This is a genomic window from Mycolicibacterium chitae, from assembly GCF_900637205.1.
GTDB lineage: Bacteria > Actinomycetota > Actinomycetes > Mycobacteriales > Mycobacteriaceae > Mycobacterium > Mycobacterium chitae.
On record NZ_LR134355.1, the window covers coordinates 2,649,365 to 2,670,351 of the forward strand.

The following is a 20,987-nucleotide window of genomic DNA, read 5'->3' on the forward strand; positions in this document are numbered from 1 at the left end:
TCTTCGTCAGCCACGCTGCGGTCCAGCCTCGGGTCGGTGGGTGGGCACGGTGAGTTCCCATTCGACACCCTCGCCGGGGGCGGTCGTCAACCGGGCGGACCCGGACAGCGCTTCGAGCCGGCCGACGATCGACTGCGAGATCCCCATCCGGCCCTCGGATCGGGCCTGCGCCAGGCGTTCCGGGGGCATCCCGACCCCGTCGTCGCGGACGCTGATGGTGACGCTGTCACCGAGATCCTCGAGCAACACGAATGCGCGCGCGGCGGGGCCGGCGTGGGCGCGCACGTTGTCCAGGACGTTGCCGACGGCGGCGTCGAGTTCGGCCACCACGGCGGCACCGAGCAACACGGGCGTGCCCGGCACGCTCACCACCACCCGGTCGTCGGCCCGGCGGTTCAGCGGGGTCCGCAGGTCCACGAACTCCGCGTCGGCGCCGTCGCGGACGGTCTCGACGCTGACCAGCCGGCGCAGGGCGCGCTCCTGCTCGCCGGCGAGTGCGGCGAGCTCGGCGGTCGGGCCGCCGATCTCGTGTCCGCGCCGGGCCACCAGGGCGAGTACCTGGATGACCCCGTCGTGCACCTGGCGGGCCAGTCGTTCCCGCTCGGCCACGACGGCCGACATGCGCACGGCCCGTTCCAGTTCGGCGTGCGCGCGCCGGGCGGTCTGGGCGGCCATGCCGACCGCCAACCCCACCGCGAGTTCGATGACGATGGTCGCGTTGCGGGTGAAGTCGAAGCTGACCGAACCCTTGAGCGCGGCGTAGACCGCCATCACCGCAACGCCGGTGCCCATCCCGACGATCGGGCCGGCCAGGATCGCCGCGGAGATCGGGGCGTTGGTGGCCCACAGCGTGGTCGGCCAGGATTGGTTGGCCGCGATCCAGTCCTCGGAGGCCACCAGGCGCGTCGCCCAGATCATGCCGATCACCACCACGAACTCGGCGCCCACCCAGGCCGGCCGGCGCCCGAACCCGTGCAGGTAGGCCACCGCGCAGGCCAGGGTCCAGACGGAGAGCACGCCGAACAGCACCCAGCCCAGCGCGGGCCGCTCCAGGTCGTCGACGCTCGCGATCTGGAAGCCCGCCGCATACAGGTAGCTCAGCAGCCGGAACACCTGGGCCGCGCGCCACAGCGGCGTCGTCGGGTCGGGTGACGTCCGGACGGTCGTGTTCACCGGGTCGCGCCGTTGATCCGCGGTCGGTCGATCATCCCGAGTTCGACGCCCCACATGGTGGCGATGGTGCGGTACTCGCCGGTGCTCATGAGGTGTTCGAGCGCCGCGTGCAGCGCCTCGGCCAACTCGGAGTCCTTGGGCACGGGCCAGCCGTAGAGGCCCGCGTCGAACACCTCCCCGGCGGTCTCGAGCGCGCCCCCGCTGGTCTTGACCGCAAACCCGGTCACCGGCGAATCCGCCGACATCGCGTCGACGTCCCCGGCGATCAGTGCCGCGGTCAGATCGTCCTGGCGGGTGTAGACCGCCTTGTCGATCGGGGGTCGGCCGGCGGCCTCACAGGCTTGGCTCTTGGCCGGGATCTCCTCGGTCTCCTGGATCACCCCGTAGGCCACGCCGACGCGCAGCCCGCAGGCGTCGTCCGGATCGATGCCGGCGCCGGGCCGCTGCGCCCACAACGTGCCGGCCTTGAAGTAGTTCACGAAGTCCGCCAACTGTTCTCGGGCCCTGGTGTCGGTGACCGAGGACATCCCGACATCGAAGCTGCCGGCGACCACCGAGGTGATGATGGCGTCGAATCCCGTCTCCCGGTAGTCGGGGGTCAGGCCCAGCGTGCGCGCCACGGCGTCCATCAGGTCGACGTCGAAGCCCGTCAGTTGGCCGTAGGAGTCTCGGAATTCGTTGGGCGCATAGGGCACGTTGACGCCGATGACCAGGCGGCCCGCGGCCCGGATGTCGGCCGGCACCTGCGCGGCGATCGAGGCGATGGCGCCGTCGGCGAAGGCGCCCTGGGCGGGCGCGGTGCTCTCGACGATCGTGGCGGCACGGGTTCGCTCGTCGGAGGCCCCGCGCAGTTGCCACGCCCCGAACGTGCACACCGAGGCCACCAGCAGCCCGATCGCGGTGGCGCCCAGCACCCTTCGTCGGGACAGCGGATGTGGCCGGGCCCGGTGGGCGGAGCGCCGCGCCGCGCGCCGGGCGGGTCGGATCTTCGGTCGTTCGACGGCGCGGCGGGCCGCGGCGCCCAGCGTCGAGGCGCTGTCGTAGCGGCCGGCGGGGTCCTTGGCCATGCCCGTGGCGATCACCTCGTCGAACGCGGCCAGCGCGGGATCGGCGTCCGAGGGCCGCGGCGGGGGCGCCACCAGGTGTCCGGCGATCTGTTGTTCCAGGCTGTCGCTGGGGTACGGCCGATTGCCCGTCAGGCATTCGTAGAGCACGCACGTCAGGGCGTAGACGTCGGACCGCGGATCGCTGGGCCCGCCGTTGAACCGCTCCGGGGCCATGTAGGCCAGCGTGCCCAGCGTGTTGCCGGCGGTGGTGACGCCGGGTTCGGTGGTGGTCCGGGCCAACCCGAAGTCGATCAGGTAGACGAACTCGCGCTCGGAGATCAGGATGTTCGACGGCTTGACGTCGCGGTGCACCAGGCCCGCGGCGTGCGCGGCATCGAGTGCCGAACCCACCTGCTCGACGACCACCGTCGCCAACTCCGGGCCCAGTGGGGCGGCGCGCTTGCTCAAAATCGCCGCCAGGGTCATCCCCTCGATGAGCCGCATGTCGAGGTACAGCCGCCCGCCGATCTCGCCGTAGCCGTGGATGGGCACGACGTGCGGGTCGTTCACCCCGGCGGCGGCGTGCGCCTCGCGGCGGAACCGCTGCTGGAACACGGCGTCGCGGGCCAGGTGCGGCGGCAGCAGCTTCAGCGCGACGATGCGGTCGGTCTTGGTGTCACGGGCGCGGTACACCTCGCCCATGCCGCCGCGGCCCAGCAGGTCCAGCAGCTCGTAGTGACCGAACTGTTCAGCACGCTCAGAAGACCACTCAGAAGACGTTGTATCCACCGTTTATCCCTGGGCGCCAACGCCCCCCGACGAAGTTGCCTGAATTTACATCACCTTCGACAGGAATGCCTTGGTGCGTTCGTGCTGCGGATTGCTCAGTACCTCGCGCGGGGCGCCGCGCTCGACGATCACGCCGCCGTCCATGAACACCAGCTGATCGGCCACCTCGCGGGCAAAGCCCATCTCGTGGGTGACCACCACCATCGTCATGCCCTCGGCCGCAAGCTTTTTCATCACCGCGAGCACCTCGCCGACCAGTTCCGGGTCCAGCGCCGAGGTGGGCTCGTCGAACAGCATCAGCTTGGGGTTCATGGCCAGGGCCCGGGCGATGGCCACCCGCTGCTGCTGGCCTCCGGACAGCTGGGCCGGATAGGCGTTGGCCTTGGCGGACAACCCCACCTGATCGAGCAGATCCTTGGCCCGGGCGGTCGCGACGTCCTTCTTGACCTTCTTGACCTGGATCGGCGCTTCGATGATGTTCTGCAGGGCGGTGCGGTGCGGGAACAGGTTGAAGTGCTGGAACACCATCCCGACGTCGCGGCGCTGCTTGGCCGCCTCGCGCGGCGGCAACTCGTGCAGCTTGCCGCCGCGTTCCCGGTAGCCGACCAGCTGCCCGTCGACGAACAGCCGCCCGGCGGTGACCTCCTCGAGGTGGTTGATGCACCGCAGGAAGGTGGACTTGCCCGAGCCCGACGGGCCGACCAGGACCAGCACCTGTCCCTTCGACACCTCCAGGGTCACCCCCTTGAGCACCTTGAGCGCACCGAAGTCCTTGCAGACGGCTTCTGCCCGGACCATCGGGGATTCGGTCATGGGTGCGGCTCTCCGATCTGTTCCTTGGCCAGCGCCTCGAGCTGTTTGGCGGTCAGCTTGCGCGACGCCCCGCGGGAGAAGTACCGCTCGAGGTAGTACTGGCCGACCATCAGCACGCTGGTGGCGGCCAGGTACCAGGTGGCGGCCACCAACAACAGCGGGATGGGTTCGAAGATGCGCGCGGCGATCTCCCGCGAGGTGATGCCGTAGAGCTCCATCGTGTAGGGCACCGCCGTCACCAGCGAGGTGGTCTTCAGCATGCTGATGACCTCGTTGCCGGTGGGCGGGATGATCACGCGCATTGCCTGCGGTAACACGGTGCGGCGCATGGTCATCGCCCACGACATGCCCAGCGCGATCGACGCCTCGGTCTGGCCCTCCGGGACCGAGCTGATCCCCGCCCGGATGATCTCGGCCATGTAGGCGGCCTCGTTGAGGGCAAGGCCGATGAGCGCCAACAGGAACGGGAACGACAGGTTCTGCAGATCGATGTGCAACAGCGACGGCCCGAACGGCACGCCCAGCTGGATGTTCTGGTAGATCGTCGGGAACAGTCCCCAGAACACCAGCTGCACGTAGACCGGCGTACCGCGGAAGATCCACAGGTACACCCACGCGACCCACCGGAACACCGGGTTGGGTGACAGCCGCATGACGGCCAGCACCACGCCGAGGATGATCGCGATCACCATCGAATACACCGTCAGCTGCAGGGTGTTCCACACGCCCTTCAGCACGCGCTCGTTGAACAGGTATTCGCGGTAGGTGGACCAGCCGTAGGCCGGGTTGGTGGCCGCGCCCCACAGGAACAATCCGACGATCACCAGGATCGCCGCCGCGGTCACCCAGCGCCACGGGTGGCGCAGCGGGACAGCGTCTATGGGCGCCGGCGTCGCTCGGTCGTCACTCATCCGCCGGACCGACTAGTTGACCGCGCCGTTGATCACGGGCTTGTCGATCATTCCCTGCTCGACGCCCCAGTTGGTGGCGATGGTCTCGTAGTCACCGGTCTCGATCAGGTGCTCGAGGGCCTTCTGCAGTGCCGCGGCCAGCGCCGACCCCTTGGCGACGGGCCAGCCGTAGGGCGCGGAGCTGAAGACCTCACCGATCTGTTCGAGCTTGCCGTCGGCCTGCTTGATGGCGTACAGCACCACCGGTGAGTCCGCGGACACCGCGTCGGCCTGGCCGAGGACGACGGCGTTGGTGGCGGCATCCTGGCCGTCGAAGGCCATGATCTCGATGGCGGGCTTGCCGGCGTCGAGGCACGCTTGGTTCTTGGTCGGCAGTTCGTCGGTCTCCTGGTGGGTGGTGGCCTGCACCGCGACCTTCTTGCCGCAGGCGTTGTCGGGATCGATGGAATCCCCGGGGCGCTGGGCCCACAGCGTGCCCGCCGAGAAGTAGGTGACGAAGTCCACCGAGCGCTCGCGCTCCTTGGTGTCGGTGAACGACGACATGCCGACGTTGTAGGTGCCGCCCTGGATCGACGGGATGATCTTGCCGAAGTCGGATTCCCGGTATTCCGGGGTGAGCCCCAGGGTCTCGGCGATCGCGTTCATCAGGTCGACGTCGAACCCGACGATCTCGCCGCCGGCGTCTTTGAACTCGTTGGGCGCGTATGGAATGTTGACGCCGATGATCAGCTTGCCGGAGGCCTTGATGTCCTCGGGCACCATGGCGGCGATCTCTTCGACCTTGCTCGCCGAAACGGGCGAGGACTCGGGCGATTCCGAGGCGGAGTCGGTGCTGCTCGAACACCCGGACAGCGCGAGTGCGCCCGAGGCGACGAGGATGGTCGTCCAACGCCACCACCTCGCACCCGTGCGAGGCCGTTGCGGATGTGCCGGTAGTGCTGTTCTCACGGTTTTCACCTTCTCCTACTCGTCCATCCGGATCGTCGACCCGTCGCCGCCCGACGGTGTACCCAACGGTAAGCCCTGGCGCGCGTCGGCGGGCCAACCCGAACATTAAGGGGTGTCTTCACCACCCAGTGGACGGATTCGCAAATGCGACCCACAAAACCGCCGGTGTGCCACACTTCGGCCATGGCACAGAGCAGCGATTCAACCGACGTAGTTCGACCGGGTTCGACGGCCGGATCCAGCACCGTCACCGGATCCACCACCGTCCCAGCGTTGTTGCCGCACCTGTGGAAGACCACCCTGTTGTCGGGGGTCGCCGCGGTCATCCTGGGTGTGTTGGTGCTCGCCTGGCCGGGCACCACAATCCTGGTGGCCGCCATCATCTTCGGCGTGTATCTGCTCGTGAGCGGTATCGCGCAGGTGGTCTTCGCCTTCACCTTGCACGTCTCGGCCGGTGGCCGCGTGCTGTTGTTCATCAGCGGCGCGGCCGCGCTGGTGTTGGCGGTGCTGTGTTTCCGCAGCCTGCAGGAGTCCATCCTGTTGCTCGCGATCTGGATCGGCATCGGCTTCATCTTCCGCGGTGTGGCCACCGCGGTCTCGGCGATCAGCGACCCCACGCTGCCGGGCCGCGGCTGGGAGATCTTCTTCGGTGTGGTGAGCCTGCTGGCCGGTGTGGTGATGCTGGCGACGCCGTTCGGTTCGCTCGGTGTGCTGACGCTGGTCGTCGGCGTCTGGCTGATCGTGCTCGGCGTCTTCGAGGTGATCGCCGCGTTGGGGATCCGGAAGGCCGCCAATGCGGTGTCTTCGTAGGTCCATCTTCGTAGGTCCGTCAGGGGTGCGGGTGGAATCACACTGGCCGTAACCCAATACGCCTACTACAGTCCGTAGTAGGAACCTCGCTTCGCAGCCCCGGGAGTAGTGCGCATGGATGCTTTGGACGTTTCGCGGTGGCAGTTCGGAATCACGACCGTCTACCACTTCATCTTCGTGCCCCTGACGATCGGCCTGGCTCCCCTGATCGCCGTGATGCAGACCATCTGGCACGTCACCGGACGCTCGGAGTGGTATCGGCTGACGCGGTTCTTCGGCAAGCTGTTCCTGATCAACTTCGCCATCGGCGTGGCCACGGGCATCGTGCAGGAATTCCAGTTCGGCATGAACTGGAGCGAGTACTCCCGGTTCGTCGGTGACGTCTTCGGCGCCCCGCTGGCGATGGAGGGCCTGGCGGCCTTCTTCTTCGAATCCACCTTCATCGGGCTGTGGATCTTCGGCTGGACCCGGCTCCCCCGGATCGTGCACCTGGCGTGCATCTGGATCGTCGCGATCGCGGTCAACATGTCCGCGTTCTTCATCATCAGCGCGAACTCGTTCATGCAGCATCCCGTCGGTGCCACCTTCAACCCGGACACCGGCCGCGCCGAATTGCACAGCATCCTCGAACTGTTCACCAACAACACCGCCATCTGGGCGTTCCTGCACGCGGTGGCCGGTGCGTTCCTGACCGCCGGCACCTTTGTCGCCGCCGTGTGCGCCTGGTGGATGGTGCGGAGCCGAAGAGCCGTGGCGGACAACGGTGGCGCCGCCGTCGAGAAGGTGCCGGCGCCGGCCGGCATGTACCGGCCCGCGGCCGTCCTCGGCTGCTGGGTGGCGCTGGTGTCGGCCGTCGCCCTGATCTTCACCGGGGACATCCAGGGCAAGCTGATGTTCCACCAGCAGCCCATGAAGATGGCGTCGGCGGAGTCGCTGTGCCATACCGAGACCGACCCGATGTTCTCCGTGCTGACCGTCGGCACGCACAACAACTGCGACAGCATCGTCCGCGTCATCGAGGTGCCCTGGGTGCTGCCGCTGCTGGCCGAGGGCCGGGTCTCCGGCGTCACCCTCGAGGGCGTCGAGGATCTTCAGGCCCAGGCCGAGGAGAAATTCGGGCCGGGCAACTACCGCCCGAATCTCTTCGTCACCTACTGGGCGTTCCGGGCGATGATCGGGCTGCTGCTGGTCCCCGTGCTCTTCGCGCTGACCGCACTGTGGCTGACCCGCGGCGGGCGAATACCGGACCAGCGGTGGTTCTCCCGGTTCGCGCTGCTGACCATCCCGACGCCGTTCCTGGCCAACAGCGCCGGCTGGATCTTCACCGAGATGGGTCGGCAACCCTGGGTGGTGGTGCCCAACCCCGACGGCGATCAACTGATCCGACTCACCGTGCAGGACGGCGTGTCCAACCACTCGGTGGGCATGGTGTGGATCTCGCTGACCACCCTGACGCTGACCTACGCGGTACTCGCGGTGATCTGGTTCTACCTGCTGCGTCGCTACGTGGCCGTGGGCCCGCAGGAGCACGACTCGGAACCGGCGCCCCCCGAACCGCCGGCCGACGACGACGTCGCTCCACTGTCCTTCGCCTATTAAGGAGCTGATCGACGATGGGCTTACAGGAACTCTGGTTCATTCTGGTCGCGGTGCTCTTCCTCGGGTTCTTCGTCCTGGAGGGCTTCGACTTCGGCGTCGGCATGCTGATGGCACCGCTGGGCAAGATGGCCGGCCGGTCGGGTGGCCCGGAGGCCGACGACAATCATCGTCGCGCCGTGCTCAACACCATCGGACCGGTCTGGGACGGCAACGAGGTCTGGCTGATCACCGCGGGCGGCGCCATGTTCGCCGCATTCCCCGGGTGGTACGCCACGGTGTTCTCCGGGCTGTTCATCCCGCTGCTGATCATCCTGTTCTCGATGATCCTGCGGGTCGTCGCGATCGAATGGCGCGGCAAGATCGACGACCCGAAATGGCGGCACTGGGCCGACATCGGCATCGCCGTGGGCTCGTGGATTCCGGCGATCCTGTGGGGCACGGCCTTCGCCATCATGCTGCGCGGTCTGCCCGTGGCCGAGGACCAGCAGGTGGTCGGCCTGACGTTCAGTGACGTCGTCAACCCCTACACGCTGCTGGGCGGGCTGGCCACCTGCGGGATCTTCCTGCTGCACGGCGTGGCCTTCCTGGCCTTGAAAACCCTGGGCGAGGTCCGCGACAACGCGCTGCGCATCGGCCGCTGGCTGTTGGCCCCCGTGGTGGTCGTCGCCGGGCTGTTCGGACTGTGGACGCAGCTGGTCTATGGCAAGCCGGGTTCCTGGGTCGCGTTCGGCATCGCGGTGCTCGCGCTGCTGGGCGCCGTCGCCTTGCTGCGGGCCGGCACCCGCGACGGCTGGGCGTTCACGCTGACCACTGTGGTGGTCGTCGGCGTGGTCGGCATGCTGTTCATCGACCTGTATCCGAACCTGTTGCCGTCCACCCTGAATCCGGACTGGAACCTGACCATCTACAACGCGTCGTCCAATCCGTACACGCTGAAGGTCATGACCTGGGCCGCGGCCATTTTCGCGCCACTGGTGGTCGGCTATCAGGCGTGGACGTACTGGGTCTTCCGCAGACGCATCTCGGCGGAGCGCATCCCCGCCTCCATCGGACTACCGGGGCGCACGTCCTGAGTACCGAGGAATCCGGCAGACGCGGCCGGGCCGAATTGGCCCGCCTGGTGCGGGCGTCGGCGTCGGTGCGGCGATTCCTGCTCGGCACCGTGGGCTGCGGTGTGGTCACCGCCGCGTGCGCCATCGCCTCGGCGATCGTGCTCGCGCACCTGGTCGCCGAACTCATCACCGACCCCGGCAGTCGCACCCTCGAGCAGCAGCTCCCGCCGTTGGCCTGGCTGGCCCTGATCTGGACCGTGCGCACCGCGGCGCAGTGGCTGCAGGCCCGGATCAGTCAGCGCGAGGCCAGCGCGGCGATCGCCGACCTCAGCGGGCAGGTGCTGCGCGCGGTCACCGCCGGATCCCCGCGCGAGTTGGCCGCCCGCCGCGACGACGCCGCCGTGGTCGTGCTGCGCGGACTCGACGACCTGCGGCCCTACTTCACCGGTTACCTGCCCGCCCTGCTGCTCGCCGCGCTCCTGACACCGGCGGCCCTGGCGGCCATGGCGATCTACGACCTGCAGGCCGCCGCGATCGTGCTGATCGCCCTGCCGTTGATCCCGCTGTTCATGGTGCTCATCGGTCTGGTCACCGCGGACCGCTCGGCGGCCGCGCTGACCGCCATGACCACGTTGCAGGCCAGGCTGTTGGACCTGATCGCCGGGATCCCCACGCTGCGCGCCCTGGGCCGCGCCGAGGGCCCGGGTGAACGCATCGCCGAACTCAATGCCGCACACCGCCGTTCGGCGATGTCGACGCTGCGCATCGCGTTCATGTCCAGCCTGGTGCTGGAACTGCTGGCCACGTTGGGGGTGGCGCTGGTCGCGGTCAGCGTCGGTCTGCGGTTGGTCTACGGCAACGTCGGACTGGCCGCGGGCCTGACCGTGCTGCTGCTGGCCCCGGACGTGTTCTGGCCGCTGCGCCGGGTCGGGGTGGCCTACCACGCCGCCGAGGACGGGAAAACCGCCGCCGGCAAGGCGTTCGCGCTGATCGACACCGCTGCGCCGGAAGCCACCGGAACCCGCACGGTGCGCGCCGCCGGGGCGCCGATCCGCCTCGAGTCCCTCACCGTCGCCGGGCGCGACGGGCCCCGGCCGGCGGGGCTGTCCGGGCGCATCGAACCCGGCCGGATCACCGTGCTCACCGGCCCCAACGGCGCCGGCAAGTCGACCACCCTGCAGGTGCTCGCCGGGGTGGCCGAGCCGACGGCGGGCCGCGTCACCGTCCACGGCGTCGACATCGCGGACCTGGACCGCGGGCAGTGGTGGCCGCAACTGGTCTGGCTGCCGCAGCGCCCGGTGCTGGTGCCCGGCACGGTCGCGGCCAACCTGGCCCTGTTCGGAGCGCTCACCGACGCCGATACCGCGTGCGCCGCAGCGGGTTTCGACTCGGTGCTCGACGAGCTCCCCGAGGGCGACGCCACCGTCGTGGGCCGCGGTGGGCTCGGGCTGTCGCTGGGGCAGCGGCAGCGTCTCGGCCTGGCCCGCGCCCTGGGGTCGGACGCCTCGCTGCTGCTGCTCGACGAACCCACCGCGCACCTCGACCCGGCGACCGAGGACCGCGTGTTGGCGGCGCTGCGCGCCCGCGCGGATCGCGGCGACACGGTGGTGCTGGTCGGACACCGCCGGCCGGTGCTGGCCGTCGCCGATCACGTCATCGAGGTGGGTAGCCATGTTCCGGCGTGACCCGTTGTTCCGCGCCCTGGTGCTGCTGCGGCCGCGGCTGCCCCGCCTCGCGCTGGCCGTGGTGTGTGGAGTGCTCTCGCTGGGCAGCGCCCTGGCTCTAGCGGGGGTGGCGGCGTGGCTGATCACCCGCGCGTGGCAGATGCCGCCCATCCTCGATCTGTCGGTGGCGGTGGTGGCGGTGCGCGCGTTCGGCATCTCCCGCGGCGTGCTGCAGTACTGCGAGCGGTTGGCCTCCCACGACACGGCCCTGCGGGCGGCCGGGTCCGCGCGCGAGCAGATCTATCGCCGACTGGCGCACGGACGCCCGGAGCTGACCGCGCGCCTGCACGAGGGCGAGTTGGTCAGCCGGGTGGGCCACGACGTCGACGAACTCTCCGACGCGCTGGTGCGCGCGGTCCTGCCGATCGCCGTCGCGGTCATCCTGTCGGTCGCCGCCGTCGGCGTCATCGCGGTCATCTCCTGGCCCGCCGCGGCCATCCTCGCCGCCTGTCTGGTGCTCGCCGGGGTGGTGGCGCCGTGGCTGTCCGCGCGCGGCGCGGCCGCCCAGGAGCAACTCGCCCGCCTGCACCACGCCGAGCGCGACGTGGCCGCGATGACGGCGCTGGATCACGGCCCGGAGCTGAAGGTCAGCGGTCGGCTGCCCGCGGTGATCGCCGAATCCGAACACCACCAACGCAACTGGGGCGACGCGCTGGATGAGGCCGCCCGCCCGGCGGCGTTCGGCGCGGCGATGCCCACCGCGGCGATCGGGGCCAGCGTGCTGGGTGCCGTCGTCGTGGGGATCGGGATCGCCTCCTCGGTGGCCCCGACCACGCTGGCCATCCTGATGCTGCTGCCGCTGTCGTCATTCGAGGCCACCACCGCGTTGCCGGCCGCCGCGGTGCAACTGACCCGCTCGCGCATCGCGGCCCGCCGGCTGTTCGACCTGGTCGACGACGAACCGGACGTGGCCCCGGCGCATTCGGCGGCACCGACCGATCTGGTCGTGCGGGCCCGCGCCGTGGCGGGACATCCCACCGCGGCGCGCACCGTCCCGGTCGACCTCGAGCTACCGCTGGGTGCGCGCCTGGCCATCACCGGGCCCAGCGGATGCGGAAAGAGCACCGTGCTGATGACGCTGGCCGGGCTGATCCCGGCGCTCGACGGCGCGGTCACCCTCGGCGGATATCCGCTCACACAGCTCGCCGAGGCCGAATTGCGCAGCAAGATCACCTATTTCGCCGAGGACGCGCACCTCTTTGCCACCACCGTGCGCGACAACCTGCTGGTCGTGCGCGGCGACTGCACCGACGACGAACTCGAGGCCGTGTTGACGCGGGTGGGCCTGCGGCACTGGCGCGACGGACTTCCCGACGGACTCGACACCATCCTGGTCGGCGGCGCGGCCGCGGTGTCCGCGGGGCAGCGGCGTCGCCTCCTGCTGGCCCGGGTGCTGCTATCGCGCTCCCCGGTCCTGTTGCTCGACGAACCCACCGAACACCTCGACGCCGCGGCCTCCGACGCGTTGTTGCGCGACCTGCTGGCGCCCGGCGGCGGGTTGTTCGGCCCAGATCGCACGGTGGTGCTGGCCACCCACCACCTGCCGGCGGACCTCACCGAACAGGTCCCGGTCCTGCGTCTACATCACCGCGCGGTGTCGGCATCGGCGGGTACCCTGGCTGGCGGTCGTCCACATGCCACTTGACCTGGAGCGCGTTCAATGACCCTGCCACCGCCCCCGGGTTCCACCGGGAGCTCCGACGAGCCGAACAACCCCAGCGGTTCCAGCTCGACACCCCCGTCGTATCCCCCACCGCCGGGCGGCTACGGCGGTTATGGCGCGTACCCGCCGCCCCCGCCGCAGCCGTACTCGGGCTACGGCACCCCGCCGCAGATGATGCGCAACGGCCTCGGGGTGGCCGCGCTGGTGGTGGCGCTGCTGTCGCTGCCCGCGGCCCTCACCATCATCGGCGGGCTCATCCTCGGCATCACCGCCATCGTGCTGGGCTTCATGGGGCGCGGCCGGGTCTCGCGGGGCGAGGCGAACAACGGCGGGGTGGCCGTCGCCGGCATCGTGCTGGGCGCCCTCGGCGTGCTGCTGAGTCTGGTGCTGATCGTGGTCGCCGTCGTGTTCGGCCGCTGGTTCATGGACTGGGGTGGCCGTGACTATTTCGACTGCATGCAGGACGCCGGCAACGACCGGGTGGCCCAGGCGCAGTGCGAGGACGAGTTCCGCGGCAGGCTCGAGGAGAAGTTCGGCATGACGACCACCCCGTTGCCGGGCGGGTGAGAATCCCTACTTGCGGCTCGGGAAGTGCTTGACGATCCCCTCTTGCACGACCGTCGCCACGATCTGACCGTCGCGGTTGAAGAAGTGCCCGGTACCCAGACCTGTTGAATCCGAGGCCACTGGCGACGTCGTCGAATAGAGCACCCACTCGTCGAACCGGACCGGGCGGTGGAACCACACCGAGTGGTCGATGGAGACGGCGAAGATGCGGTCGTGGCCCCACGACAACCCGTGCGTGGTGATGATCGAGTCCAGGATGGTGGTGTCCGACGAGTACACCATCGCGGCGCAGTGCAGCACCGGGTCGTCGGGCATGGGGCCCTCGGTCGTCATCCACACCCGGTTGTGGTCGAGCTTGGCGCCCTTGTCGCGCATGATCCACGCCGGATCGTTGGTGTAGCGCCACTCGATGGGCCGTGACGCCTCCACGAACAGCGGCACCGTCTCCTCGTAGCCGACCAGCAGCTCATCGATCTTCGGCAGGCCCTCGGGCTCGGGCACCTCGGGGGCGCTGATGTTGTGCTCCAGCCCGCGGCCCCCCGCCAGGTAGGAGATGAGCGCGGTGCCCAGCAGCACACCGTTCTGGGTGACGTCGACGCGACGGTTGGCGAAGCGCCGTTCGTCGCGCAGCCGCACGACGGTGAACTCCAGATCCTGCGCCGGGTCACCGCCGGCGATGAAATGGAAGTTGAGGGCACTCGGCGGCAGATTCGCCGGGACGGTGCGGCTGCCGGCCACGAACGCCTGGGCCATCATCTGGCCCCCGAACGTGCGGATGGGGTTCTTGCTCGGATGTGCCCCGAAGAAGGTCTCCGTACCGCCGTCGCCGTCGACCTTGCGCAGGTCGAGTATCGCCAGCAACTCCTCGAAATCAGTGTGGGCGGATGTCCTCATCTGACGTCGAGCCTCCTGGTGGCTGCCGGGCGTTCCCGCCTTAGTGGTCGTCCTCCCCGATGCGGTGGACGTGGATCAGATTGGTCGAGCCTACTGTGCCCGGCGGAGCACCCGCGACGATGACCACCAGGTCACCCCGCTTGTACCGGCCGAGTTCGAGCAGCGACCTGTCCACCTCGCGGATCATGTCGTCGGTGGCGACCATCTTGTCGACCAGGAAAGTCTCGGTGCCCCAGGTCAATGCGAGCTGGCTGCGCACCTCGGGCCACGCGGTGAAGGCCAACAGCGGCAGGTGGGTGTGCAGCCGGGCCAGCCGCTTGACGGTGTCACCGGACTGGGTGAACGCCACCAGCGCCTTGGCGTCCAGGCGCTCGCCGATATCGCGGGCGGCATACGAGATCACCCCGCGCTTGGTGCGCGGCAGGTGCGTCAACGGCGGTGCCGCAATGGAATTCTCCTCGACCGCGCTGATGATGCGGGCCATCGTCCGCACCGCCTCCAGCGGGTACTTGCCCACCGACGTCTCGCCGGAGAGCATCACCGCGTCGGCGCCGTCGAGGACCGCGTTGGCGACGTCGGAGGCCTCCGCCCGGGTGGGGCGGGAGTTCTCGATCATCGACTCGAGCATCTGGGTGGCGACGATCACCGGCTTGGCGTTCTCGCGGGCCATCTGGATGGCCCGCTTCTGCACCAGCGGCACCTCTTCGAGCGGGAGCTCGACACCGAGGTCGCCACGCGCCACCATGACCGCGTCGAAGGCCAACACGATGGCCTCGAGATTGTCGATGGCTTCGGGCTTTTCGAGTTTCGCGATGACCGGGACCCGGCGACCGACCCGGTCCATGACCTCGTGCACGATCTCGACGTCGGCCGGCGACCGGACGAAGGACAGCGCGATCAGGTCGACCCCCAGGTGCAGGGCGAACTCGAGGTCCTCGATGTCCTTCTCGGTCAGCGCCGGCACCGAGACGTTCATGCCCGGCAGCGACAACCCCTTGTTGTTGCTGACCGGTCCGCCCTCGGTGACGGTGCACACGACGTCGTTTCCGTCGATGTGTTCGACGACCAGGCCCACCTTGCCGTCGTCGACGAGCAGCCGGTCCCCCGGCTGCGCATCGGCGGCGAGCTGCTTGTAGGTGGTGGAGACGCGCTCATGGGTGCCCGTGCACTCCTCGGTGGTGATGCGCACGGTCTCACCGGTGGCCCAGTAGACCGGCCCCTCGGCGAAGCGGCCCAGCCGGATCTTGGGGCCCTGCAGGTCCGCGAGGATCCCCACGGCGCGACCGGTGGCGTCCGACGCCTGCCGCACCCGCTCGTAGTTTTCCTTGTGGTCGAGATAGTCACCGTGGCTGAAGTTCAGCCGGGCCACATCCATACCGGCCTCGACAAGCGCTCGGGTCTTGTCGTCGGTCGCGGTGGCTGGTCCCAAGGTGCATACGATCTTGGCGCGTCTGGTCACGTGAAGCCAGCATAGTCGCAGTCAGACGGCATCTCGACCGATACAGATGACGGCCGGTTTTCGGCGGCCACATTTCGCTGTTGAGCCACCTGCCGGCAATCCGGATCAGGTGTCGAGGACGGTCGGCACCAACGGGAAACCGGGCAGGTTGCGGACCACCGTCCAGGCGGCCAGCGCGACCAGCACGGTCGCACCGGTCCACCAGGTGAACAACGGCTTGGCGGTCCGCCACCGCCACAGCCCCCACACCAACAGCAGCGGTAGGCCGATCAGCAGGAAGACGTTGTCGGCGACGGCGCCCGCCAGGTCGCCGTGCAGCAGGTCGTGGGTCATGCGAAGGCCGCCGCAGGCCGGGCAATCCCAGCCGGTGATCATCTTGAACGGACACGGCGGGAACACCGATCCCGGCCGATGCGGATCGACGAGCCCGACGTAGGCCAGACCGCCGGCCACCGCGGCGCCGGCGCCCAACGCCGAATACCGGGCGACGCGGGTGGATTGAGACCCGTCAGGTGCCATCGCGCAGCGGCCGACCGTGCGGGTCGCGCACGCGGTCGGTGAGGATCAGGACGGCGTCGATGATGCCCCAGATGACCGCCCCGATGCCGCAGGTGACGATGCCGACGATCAGCTGGGTGATGCCCAGGCCGGTGTCGCCGAGATAGAACCGGCCGATGCCGCAGATGCCGACCAGGCCGACGAGTTGCAGAAGGCCCGCAACGACTTTGGACTTGTCGGAGAACGGTTCGCCGGTCACCGGGTGGCGGCCCCAGGGGGCCGAGGGGTCGTAGTAGCCCCCGGGTGGCGGCGGGTATTGCGGCTGCGCGCCGTATTGCGGCGGCATCGGCGGCGGATAGCTCGACTGCTGCGACTGCGAGGAGACATCCTCGAATCCGTGCAGCGGCGGGTACTCGTAGGAGGACTGTTGCTGCGGCGGGGTGCCGTCGCCTTCCGAAGGACCGGGCGTGGAAGTCATGCCTTCAGGATGCCAGACCGAACCCGGCTACGGTCAGCGGCGGCGCCACCAGCGACGCTTGCGCGCCGGCTCCGAAGCGCTCTCGTCGGTAGGTGGTTCCTCGGACTCCGCGGAGGTCTCCGATCCCTCATCGGGGGTCTCCGGTTCCGCCTCGGCCTCGTCGGTCTCATCCGTCGCGGATTCGTCGTCGGTGGCCTCAGGAGGCGACTCAGCGGCGTCCTCGGGGGCTTCGTCCGCCGGTTCGGCACTCTCTTCGGCAGCCTCGGAATCGAGTTCGTCCACGGCCGCAGAGTCAGTTGTCTCCGCGTCGGGTGCCTCGGTCTCGTCGGCGCTGGCCTCAGCCGTTTCGGCGTCTGGTTCTGTGCCGCGTTCGGATTCCTCGGCGGCCTCAGATTCCCCTTCCGCGGATTCGGGTTGCTCCTCCTCGGCCTCGCCGTCACTGGCCTCTTGCGCGGCTGCTTCGGCCGCCTCGGTGTCGAGTTCGCCGACTGCCGGGGCGGTCTCGTCGCTGTCCTCGGCGGCCTCGTCTGCTTGTTCGCCGGCTTCGGCGTTCGAGTCAGACTCGTCCTCCGATTCGGCGGCTTCCTCAACGTCAGCGGCATCGGGTTCGTCGTCGGCCGCGACTTCGGTCGCCTCTGCGTCGGATTCCGCAGGCTCCTCGTCCTCGGTCTCGCTGTCGGTGACTTCGTCGGCGGCTTCTTCTGCGGCTTCGGTGTCGAGTTCGCCGACTGCCGGGGCGGTTTCGTCGCTGTCCTCGGCGGTCTCGTCTGCTTGTTCGTCGGCTTCGGCGTTCGAGTCAGACTCGTCCTCCGATTCGGCGGCTTCCTCAACGTCAGCGGCATCGGGTTCGTCTTGGGCCGCGGCTTCGGTCGTCTCCGCGTCCGAAGCCTGGGATTCGTCGTCGCCGACCTCGGCACGTTCGGTGTCGGTATCTGTGTCGCGTCGAGAATCGTCAGCGGATTCGGGCTGCTGATCCTCGGTTTCGCTGTCGGCGGCTTCTTCTGCGGCTTCTTCAGCCGCTTCGGTGTCGAGTTCGCCGACTGCCGGGGCGGTTTCGTCACTGTCCTCGGCGGCCTCGTCTGCCGGGGCTACGGCGTCGGGTGCGTCGGTCTCGTCGTCGCTGGTCTCGTCGGCACTGGCCTCGGCAGGTTCGGCGGGCGCTTCCGACTGTTCATCCTCGGTCTCGCTGTCGGTGACTTCTTCTGCGGCTTCGGTGTCGAGTTCGCCGACTGCCGGGGCGGTCTCGTCGCTGTCCTCGGCGGCCTCGTCTGCTTGTTCGTCGGCTTCGGCGTTCGAGTCAGACTCGTCCTCCGATTCGGCGGCTTCTTCTGCGGCTTCGGTGTCGAGTTCGCCCACTGCCGGAGCGGTGTCATCGCTGTCCTCGACCACCTCACCCGCTTCGTCGCCGGTTTCGGTATCGGCCTCGGTGTCGAGTTCGGCGATGATCGCGGCCAATTCGTCGTCGTCGAGTTTGGCCGTCTCGGTGTCCTCGTCCTCTTCGCGGCCGGCCACGGTGGCAGCGGCGACCACCCCGGACGTCGCCGCCACGGCGGACAGGTCCTCGACGATCTCCTCGGCGAGGCTTTCCCGGTCCTTGCCGCGCAGGGTCGCCGGATCCTCCCGGCCCTTGGTGGCCAGGATGAAGTAGACGATGGCGCCGATGAAGACGAATGTCGCGGTGAACGAGTTGATCCGGATGCCGGCGATCTCGGTGGCGTAGTCGTCGCGCAGCAGTTCGACGCAGAACCGACCGATGCAATAGCCCGCCACATACAGCGCGAACAACCGGCCGTGGCCGATCTTGAACCGACGGTCGAGATAGATCAGCGCCGCGAAAACCAGCAGGTTCCACAGCAGTTCGTAGAGGAACGTCGGATGGACGACGGCGGCGACCTGCCCGGTGGACACGCCGTTGAGCGAGTGCACGTCGATGATGCCCGACGGGTCGCGGCGGTAGAACACCTCCATGCCCCAGGGCACGGTGGTCTCGCGTCCGTAGAGTTCCTGGTTGAAGTAGTTACCCAGCCGCCCGATCGCCTGGGCCAGCACGATTCCCGGGGCGATGGCGTCGCCGAAGGCGGGCAAGGGAATTCCGCGTCGACGACAGGCGATCCAGGCGCCCAGGCCGCCGAACGCCACGGCCCCCCAGATGCCCAGGCCGCCGTCCCAGATCCGCAGGGCGGCCAGCGCACCCGCGCCGCCGCTGCCGAAGTAGGTCTGCCAATCGGTCAGTACGTGATAGATCCGGCCACCGATGAGCCCGAACGGCACCGCCCACAACGCGATGTCGTAGATGACGCCCTGCTCGCCCCCGCGCGCCACCCAGCGCCGGTCCCCGATGACCAATGCGGCGACGATGCCGATGATGATGCACACCGCGTAGGCCCGGATCGGGAACGGACCTAAGAACCACACCCCCTGCGGGGGACTCGGAAAATAGGCCAGCGTTGTGGTGATCACCCAGAAACCCCAGTCACCTTCTGTCGTACACCCGCCACCAATTCCTCGGTGAGCGTTCGCATTGTGCTCAGATCCTCGCCCAAGGCCGACACCAGCGCCGAGCCGACGATGACCCCGTCGGCGTAGGCGCCGATCTCGGCGGCCTGCTCGCGGGAGCGCACCCCCAGCCCGACGCCGGTCGGGATGTCGGAGACACCGCGGACCCGGGCCACCAACTCCGGGGCGGCGTTGGACACCGCGTCGCGCGCGCCGGTCACGCCCATCGTCGAGGCGACGTAGACGAAACCGCGGCAGGCATCGACGGTGGTCGCCAACCGTTCCGGTGTGGACGACGGCGCCACCAGGAAGATGCGGTCCAGGCCGTGGGCTTCGGAGGCGGCGAACCAGTCGTCGGCCTCGTCCGGAATCAGATCCGGCGTGACCAGGCCGAGGCCACCGGCGGCCGCGAGGTCGCGGGCGAAAGCGTCGACTCCGTAGCGCAGCACCAGGTTCCAGTACACCATCACCACCGCATGCCCGCCGGCGTTGCTGATCGCCTCGACGGCACGCAGGCTGTCGCGCACCCGCACACCCTTGCGCAGGGCGACCTCGGTGGCCGCGGCGATGGTGGGTCCGTCCATCCCGGGGTCGGAGTAGGGAATGCCGACCTCGACGATGTCGCAGCCCGCGTCGATCAGGGTGGTCATCGCGTCGATCGAGGTGGGCACGTCGGGGTAACCGACGGGCAGGTAGCCGATCAGCGCCGCGCGCTGCTCGCTGCGTGCGGTCTCGAACAGCGGCCCCAGCCGGCCCGCGGCGCTCACGACTGCACCGCCGATTCGTCCAGCAAATCGAACCACTTTGCTGCGGTGGCGACGTCCTTGTCGCCGCGGCCAGACAGATTTACCACCACGATGGTGCCGGGGCCGAGTTCGGCGCCCAGTTTCAGCGCGCCCGCCACAGCGTGCGCGGACTCGATCGCCGGGATGATTCCCTCGGTGCGGCACAGCAACCGGAAGGCGTCCATCGCCTCGGAGTCGGTGATCGGGCGATACTCGGCCCGCCCGATCTCACGCAGGTGGGCATGCTCGGGGCCCACCCCCGGGTAGTCCAAACCCGCTGAGATGGAATGGGATTCGATGGTCTGCCCGTCCTCGTCCTGCAGTAGGTAGGAGTACGAACCCTGGAACGCGCCCGGCGATCCGCCGGTGAACGTCGCCGCGTGACGACCGGTCTCCACGCCGTCACCGGCGGCCTCGTAGCCCACCAGGCGCACGCCCGGATCGTCGAGGAACGCGTGGAAGAGTCCGATCGCGTTCGAGCCGCCGCCCACGCAGGCCACGGCCGCATCGGGCAGCCGGCCGGCCTGGGCCTGGATCTGTTGGCGCGCCTCGAGTCCGATGATGCGCTGGAAGTCGCGCACCATCGCGGGGAACGGGTGGGGGCCCGCGGCGGTGCCGAAGCAGTAGTAGGTGGAGTCGGCGTTGGTGACCCAGTCCCGGAACGCGTCGTTGATGGCGTCCTTGAGGGTCTTGGACCCCGATTCGACCGAGATCACCTCGGCGCCCAGCAGCCGCATCCGGGCGACGTTGAGGGCCTGCCGGGCGGTGTCGACCGCCCCCATGTAGATCACGCACTCGAGGTCGAGCAGTGCGCACGCGGTGGCCGTCGCCACCCCGTGCTGGCCGGCGCCGGTCTCGGCGATGACCCGCTTCTTGCCCATGTGCCGGGCCAGCAGGGCCTGGCCGAGGACGTTGTTGATCTTGTGCGAGCCGGTGTGGTTGAGGTCCTCGCGCTTGAGGAACAGCCGCGCGCCGCCGGCGTGCTCGGAGAGCCGCGTCGCCTCGTAGAGCGGTGAGGGGCGGCCGGTGTAGTGGGTCTGCAACCGGTCGAGTTCGTCGAGGAACTCCCGGTCGATGCGCACCTTGTCGTAGGCGGCGGTGACCTCTTCGATCACCGCCATCAGCGCCTCGGCGACATAACGGCCACCGTAGACGCCGAAGTGGCCGCGCTCATCGGGGCCGTGCGCGGTGTGCTCGGAGACCGCGGCGCTCATGCGGGGAAGGTCGGGAAGTGTGAAATCGGCCATGGCTCAAGACCCTTCGCGCACGGGGAACATCGAGT

At 69.1% G+C, this 20,987-nt stretch carries 18 protein-coding genes; 6 read left to right on the top strand and 12 right to left on the bottom strand.

Annotated elements, in window-relative coordinates; all coding sequences use genetic code 11:
* Nucleotides 1-6: 6 nt before the first annotated feature.
* The 5 genes from macS to EL338_RS12540 all read right to left on the bottom strand — a co-directional run bounded on the left by macS (nt 7) and on the right by EL338_RS12540 (nt 5,611).
* The gene (gene macS / locus EL338_RS12520) at nt 7-1,173 is read right to left on the bottom strand and encodes a MacS family sensor histidine kinase (protein ID WP_126334050.1); all 1,167 of its coding nucleotides are present in this window, start codon (nt 1,171-1,173) and stop codon (nt 7-9) included.
* Nucleotides 1,170-2,921 (bottom strand): serine/threonine protein kinase StpK7, encoded by a 1,752-nt coding sequence (gene stpK7, locus EL338_RS12525; protein ID WP_126336830.1) that lies wholly within the window; start codon nt 2,919-2,921, stop codon nt 1,170-1,172. The genes macS and stpK7 overlap by 4 nt, the downstream gene beginning before the upstream one ends.
* Nucleotides 2,922-3,053: 132 nt before the next feature.
* On the bottom strand, nt 3,054-3,806 hold the full coding sequence (locus tag EL338_RS12530) for an amino acid ABC transporter ATP-binding protein (protein ID WP_126336831.1): 753 nt from the start codon (nt 3,804-3,806) through the stop codon (nt 3,054-3,056).
* A gap of 11 nt (nt 3,807-3,817) precedes the next feature.
* Nucleotides 3,818-4,732, bottom strand: coding sequence for an amino acid ABC transporter permease (locus tag EL338_RS12535; protein WP_126334051.1), 915 nt, complete (start codon nt 4,730-4,732; stop codon nt 3,818-3,820).
* 12 nt (nt 4,733-4,744) lie between these two features.
* Nucleotides 4,745-5,611: an ABC transporter substrate-binding protein gene (locus EL338_RS12540; RefSeq protein WP_126336832.1), complete on the bottom strand. Its 867-nt coding sequence runs from the start codon at nt 5,609-5,611 to the stop codon at nt 4,745-4,747.
* A 234-nt stretch (nt 5,612-5,845) separates the two neighbouring features.
* On the opposite strand from EL338_RS12540, the gene EL338_RS12545 reads away from it, so the two are divergent.
* The 6 genes from EL338_RS12545 (at nt 5,846) to EL338_RS12570 (ending at nt 13,095) form a co-directional block, all read left to right on the top strand.
* A complete protein-coding gene (locus EL338_RS12545; protein WP_372943627.1) occupies nt 5,846-6,490 on the top strand; it encodes an HdeD family acid-resistance protein in 645 nt (214 codons plus the stop codon).
* Nucleotides 6,491-6,604: 114 nt separating this feature from the next.
* Nucleotides 6,605-8,089 carry a cytochrome ubiquinol oxidase subunit I gene (locus EL338_RS12550; protein ID WP_126334052.1) on the top strand — a complete coding sequence of 495 codons (1,485 nt, stop codon included), beginning with the start codon at nt 6,605-6,607 and terminating at the stop codon, nt 8,087-8,089.
* A 14-nt stretch (nt 8,090-8,103) separates the two neighbouring features.
* The gene (gene cydB / locus EL338_RS12555) at nt 8,104-9,162 is read left to right on the top strand and encodes a cytochrome d ubiquinol oxidase subunit II (protein WP_126334053.1); all 1,059 of its coding nucleotides are present in this window, start codon (nt 8,104-8,106) and stop codon (nt 9,160-9,162) included.
* Between the two features lie 89 nt (nt 9,163-9,251).
* A complete protein-coding gene (gene cydD, locus EL338_RS12560) occupies nt 9,252-10,826 on the top strand; it encodes a thiol reductant ABC exporter subunit CydD (RefSeq protein ID WP_235666515.1) in 1,575 nt (524 codons plus the stop codon).
* Entirely contained in the window at nt 10,813-12,510 is a 1,698-nt protein-coding gene (gene cydC, locus EL338_RS12565; protein ID WP_126334054.1) for a thiol reductant ABC exporter subunit CydC, read from the top strand. Before cydD ends, cydC begins: the two co-directional genes overlap by 14 nt.
* 15 nt (nt 12,511-12,525) lie before the next feature.
* Nucleotides 12,526-13,095: a DUF4190 domain-containing protein gene (locus EL338_RS12570; RefSeq protein WP_126334055.1), complete on the top strand. Its 570-nt coding sequence runs from the start codon at nt 12,526-12,528 to the stop codon at nt 13,093-13,095.
* 6 nt (nt 13,096-13,101) lie between these two features.
* Here EL338_RS12570 and EL338_RS12575 read toward each other — a convergent pair whose 3' ends face one another.
* The 7 genes from EL338_RS12575 to trpB all read right to left on the bottom strand — a co-directional run bounded on the left by EL338_RS12575 (nt 13,102) and on the right by trpB (nt 20,952).
* On the bottom strand, nt 13,102-13,989 hold the full coding sequence (locus EL338_RS12575) for an acyl-CoA thioesterase II (protein ID WP_126334056.1): 888 nt from the start codon (nt 13,987-13,989) through the stop codon (nt 13,102-13,104).
* A gap of 40 nt (nt 13,990-14,029) precedes the next feature.
* A complete protein-coding gene (gene pyk, locus EL338_RS12580) occupies nt 14,030-15,448 on the bottom strand; it encodes a pyruvate kinase (protein WP_126334057.1) in 1,419 nt (472 codons plus the stop codon).
* A 105-nt stretch (nt 15,449-15,553) separates the two neighbouring features.
* Nucleotides 15,554-15,967: a DUF2752 domain-containing protein gene (locus tag EL338_RS12585; RefSeq protein ID WP_126334058.1), complete on the bottom strand. Its 414-nt coding sequence runs from the start codon at nt 15,965-15,967 to the stop codon at nt 15,554-15,556.
* Complete coding sequence (locus EL338_RS12590; protein ID WP_126336835.1) at nt 15,957-16,292, bottom strand: TM2 domain-containing protein; 336 nt, start codon at nt 16,290-16,292, stop codon at nt 15,957-15,959. The genes EL338_RS12585 and EL338_RS12590 overlap by 11 nt, the downstream gene beginning before the upstream one ends.
* Nucleotides 16,293-16,457: 165 nt before the next feature.
* On the bottom strand, nt 16,458-18,884 hold the full coding sequence (locus EL338_RS12595; protein WP_163792142.1) for a prolipoprotein diacylglyceryl transferase: 2,427 nt from the start codon (nt 18,882-18,884) through the stop codon (nt 16,458-16,460).
* Nucleotides 18,881-19,687, bottom strand: a complete 807-nt coding sequence (trpA, locus tag EL338_RS12600) for a tryptophan synthase subunit alpha (RefSeq protein ID WP_126334060.1) — start codon at nt 19,685-19,687, stop codon at nt 18,881-18,883. Before trpA ends, EL338_RS12595 begins: the two co-directional genes overlap by 4 nt.
* Nucleotides 19,684-20,952: a tryptophan synthase subunit beta gene (gene trpB / locus EL338_RS12605; protein ID WP_126334061.1), complete on the bottom strand. Its 1,269-nt coding sequence runs from the start codon at nt 20,950-20,952 to the stop codon at nt 19,684-19,686. Before trpB ends, trpA begins: the two co-directional genes overlap by 4 nt.
* Between the last annotated feature and the right edge of the window lie 35 nt (nt 20,953-20,987).

Coding starts and splice junctions, on each gene's coding strand:
- stpK7 (WP_126336830.1), bottom strand. CDS start 2,921: ATGGGCGAGGTGTACCGCGCCCGTGACACCAAGACCGACCGCATCGTC.
- EL338_RS12530 (WP_126336831.1), bottom strand. CDS start 3,806: ATGGTCCGGGCAGAAGCCGTCTGCAAGGACTTCGGTGCGCTCAAGGTG.
- EL338_RS12535 (WP_126334051.1), bottom strand. CDS start 4,732: ATGAGTGACGACCGAGCGACGCCGGCGCCCATAGACGCTGTCCCGCTG.
- EL338_RS12550 (WP_126334052.1), top strand. CDS start 6,605: ATGGATGCTTTGGACGTTTCGCGGTGGCAGTTCGGAATCACGACCGTC.
- cydB (WP_126334053.1), top strand. CDS start 8,104: ATGGGCTTACAGGAACTCTGGTTCATTCTGGTCGCGGTGCTCTTCCTC.
- cydC (WP_126334054.1), top strand. CDS start 10,813: ATGTTCCGGCGTGACCCGTTGTTCCGCGCCCTGGTGCTGCTGCGGCCG.
- EL338_RS12570 (WP_126334055.1), top strand. CDS start 12,526: ATGACCCTGCCACCGCCCCCGGGTTCCACCGGGAGCTCCGACGAGCCG.
- EL338_RS12575 (WP_126334056.1), bottom strand. CDS start 13,989: ATGAGGACATCCGCCCACACTGATTTCGAGGAGTTGCTGGCGATACTC.
- EL338_RS12585 (WP_126334058.1), bottom strand. CDS start 15,967: ATGGCACCTGACGGGTCTCAATCCACCCGCGTCGCCCGGTATTCGGCG.
- EL338_RS12590 (WP_126336835.1), bottom strand. CDS start 16,292: ATGCCGCCGCAATACGGCGCGCAGCCGCAATACCCGCCGCCACCCGGG.
- trpB (WP_126334061.1), bottom strand. CDS start 20,952: ATGGCCGATTTCACACTTCCCGACCTTCCCCGCATGAGCGCCGCGGTC.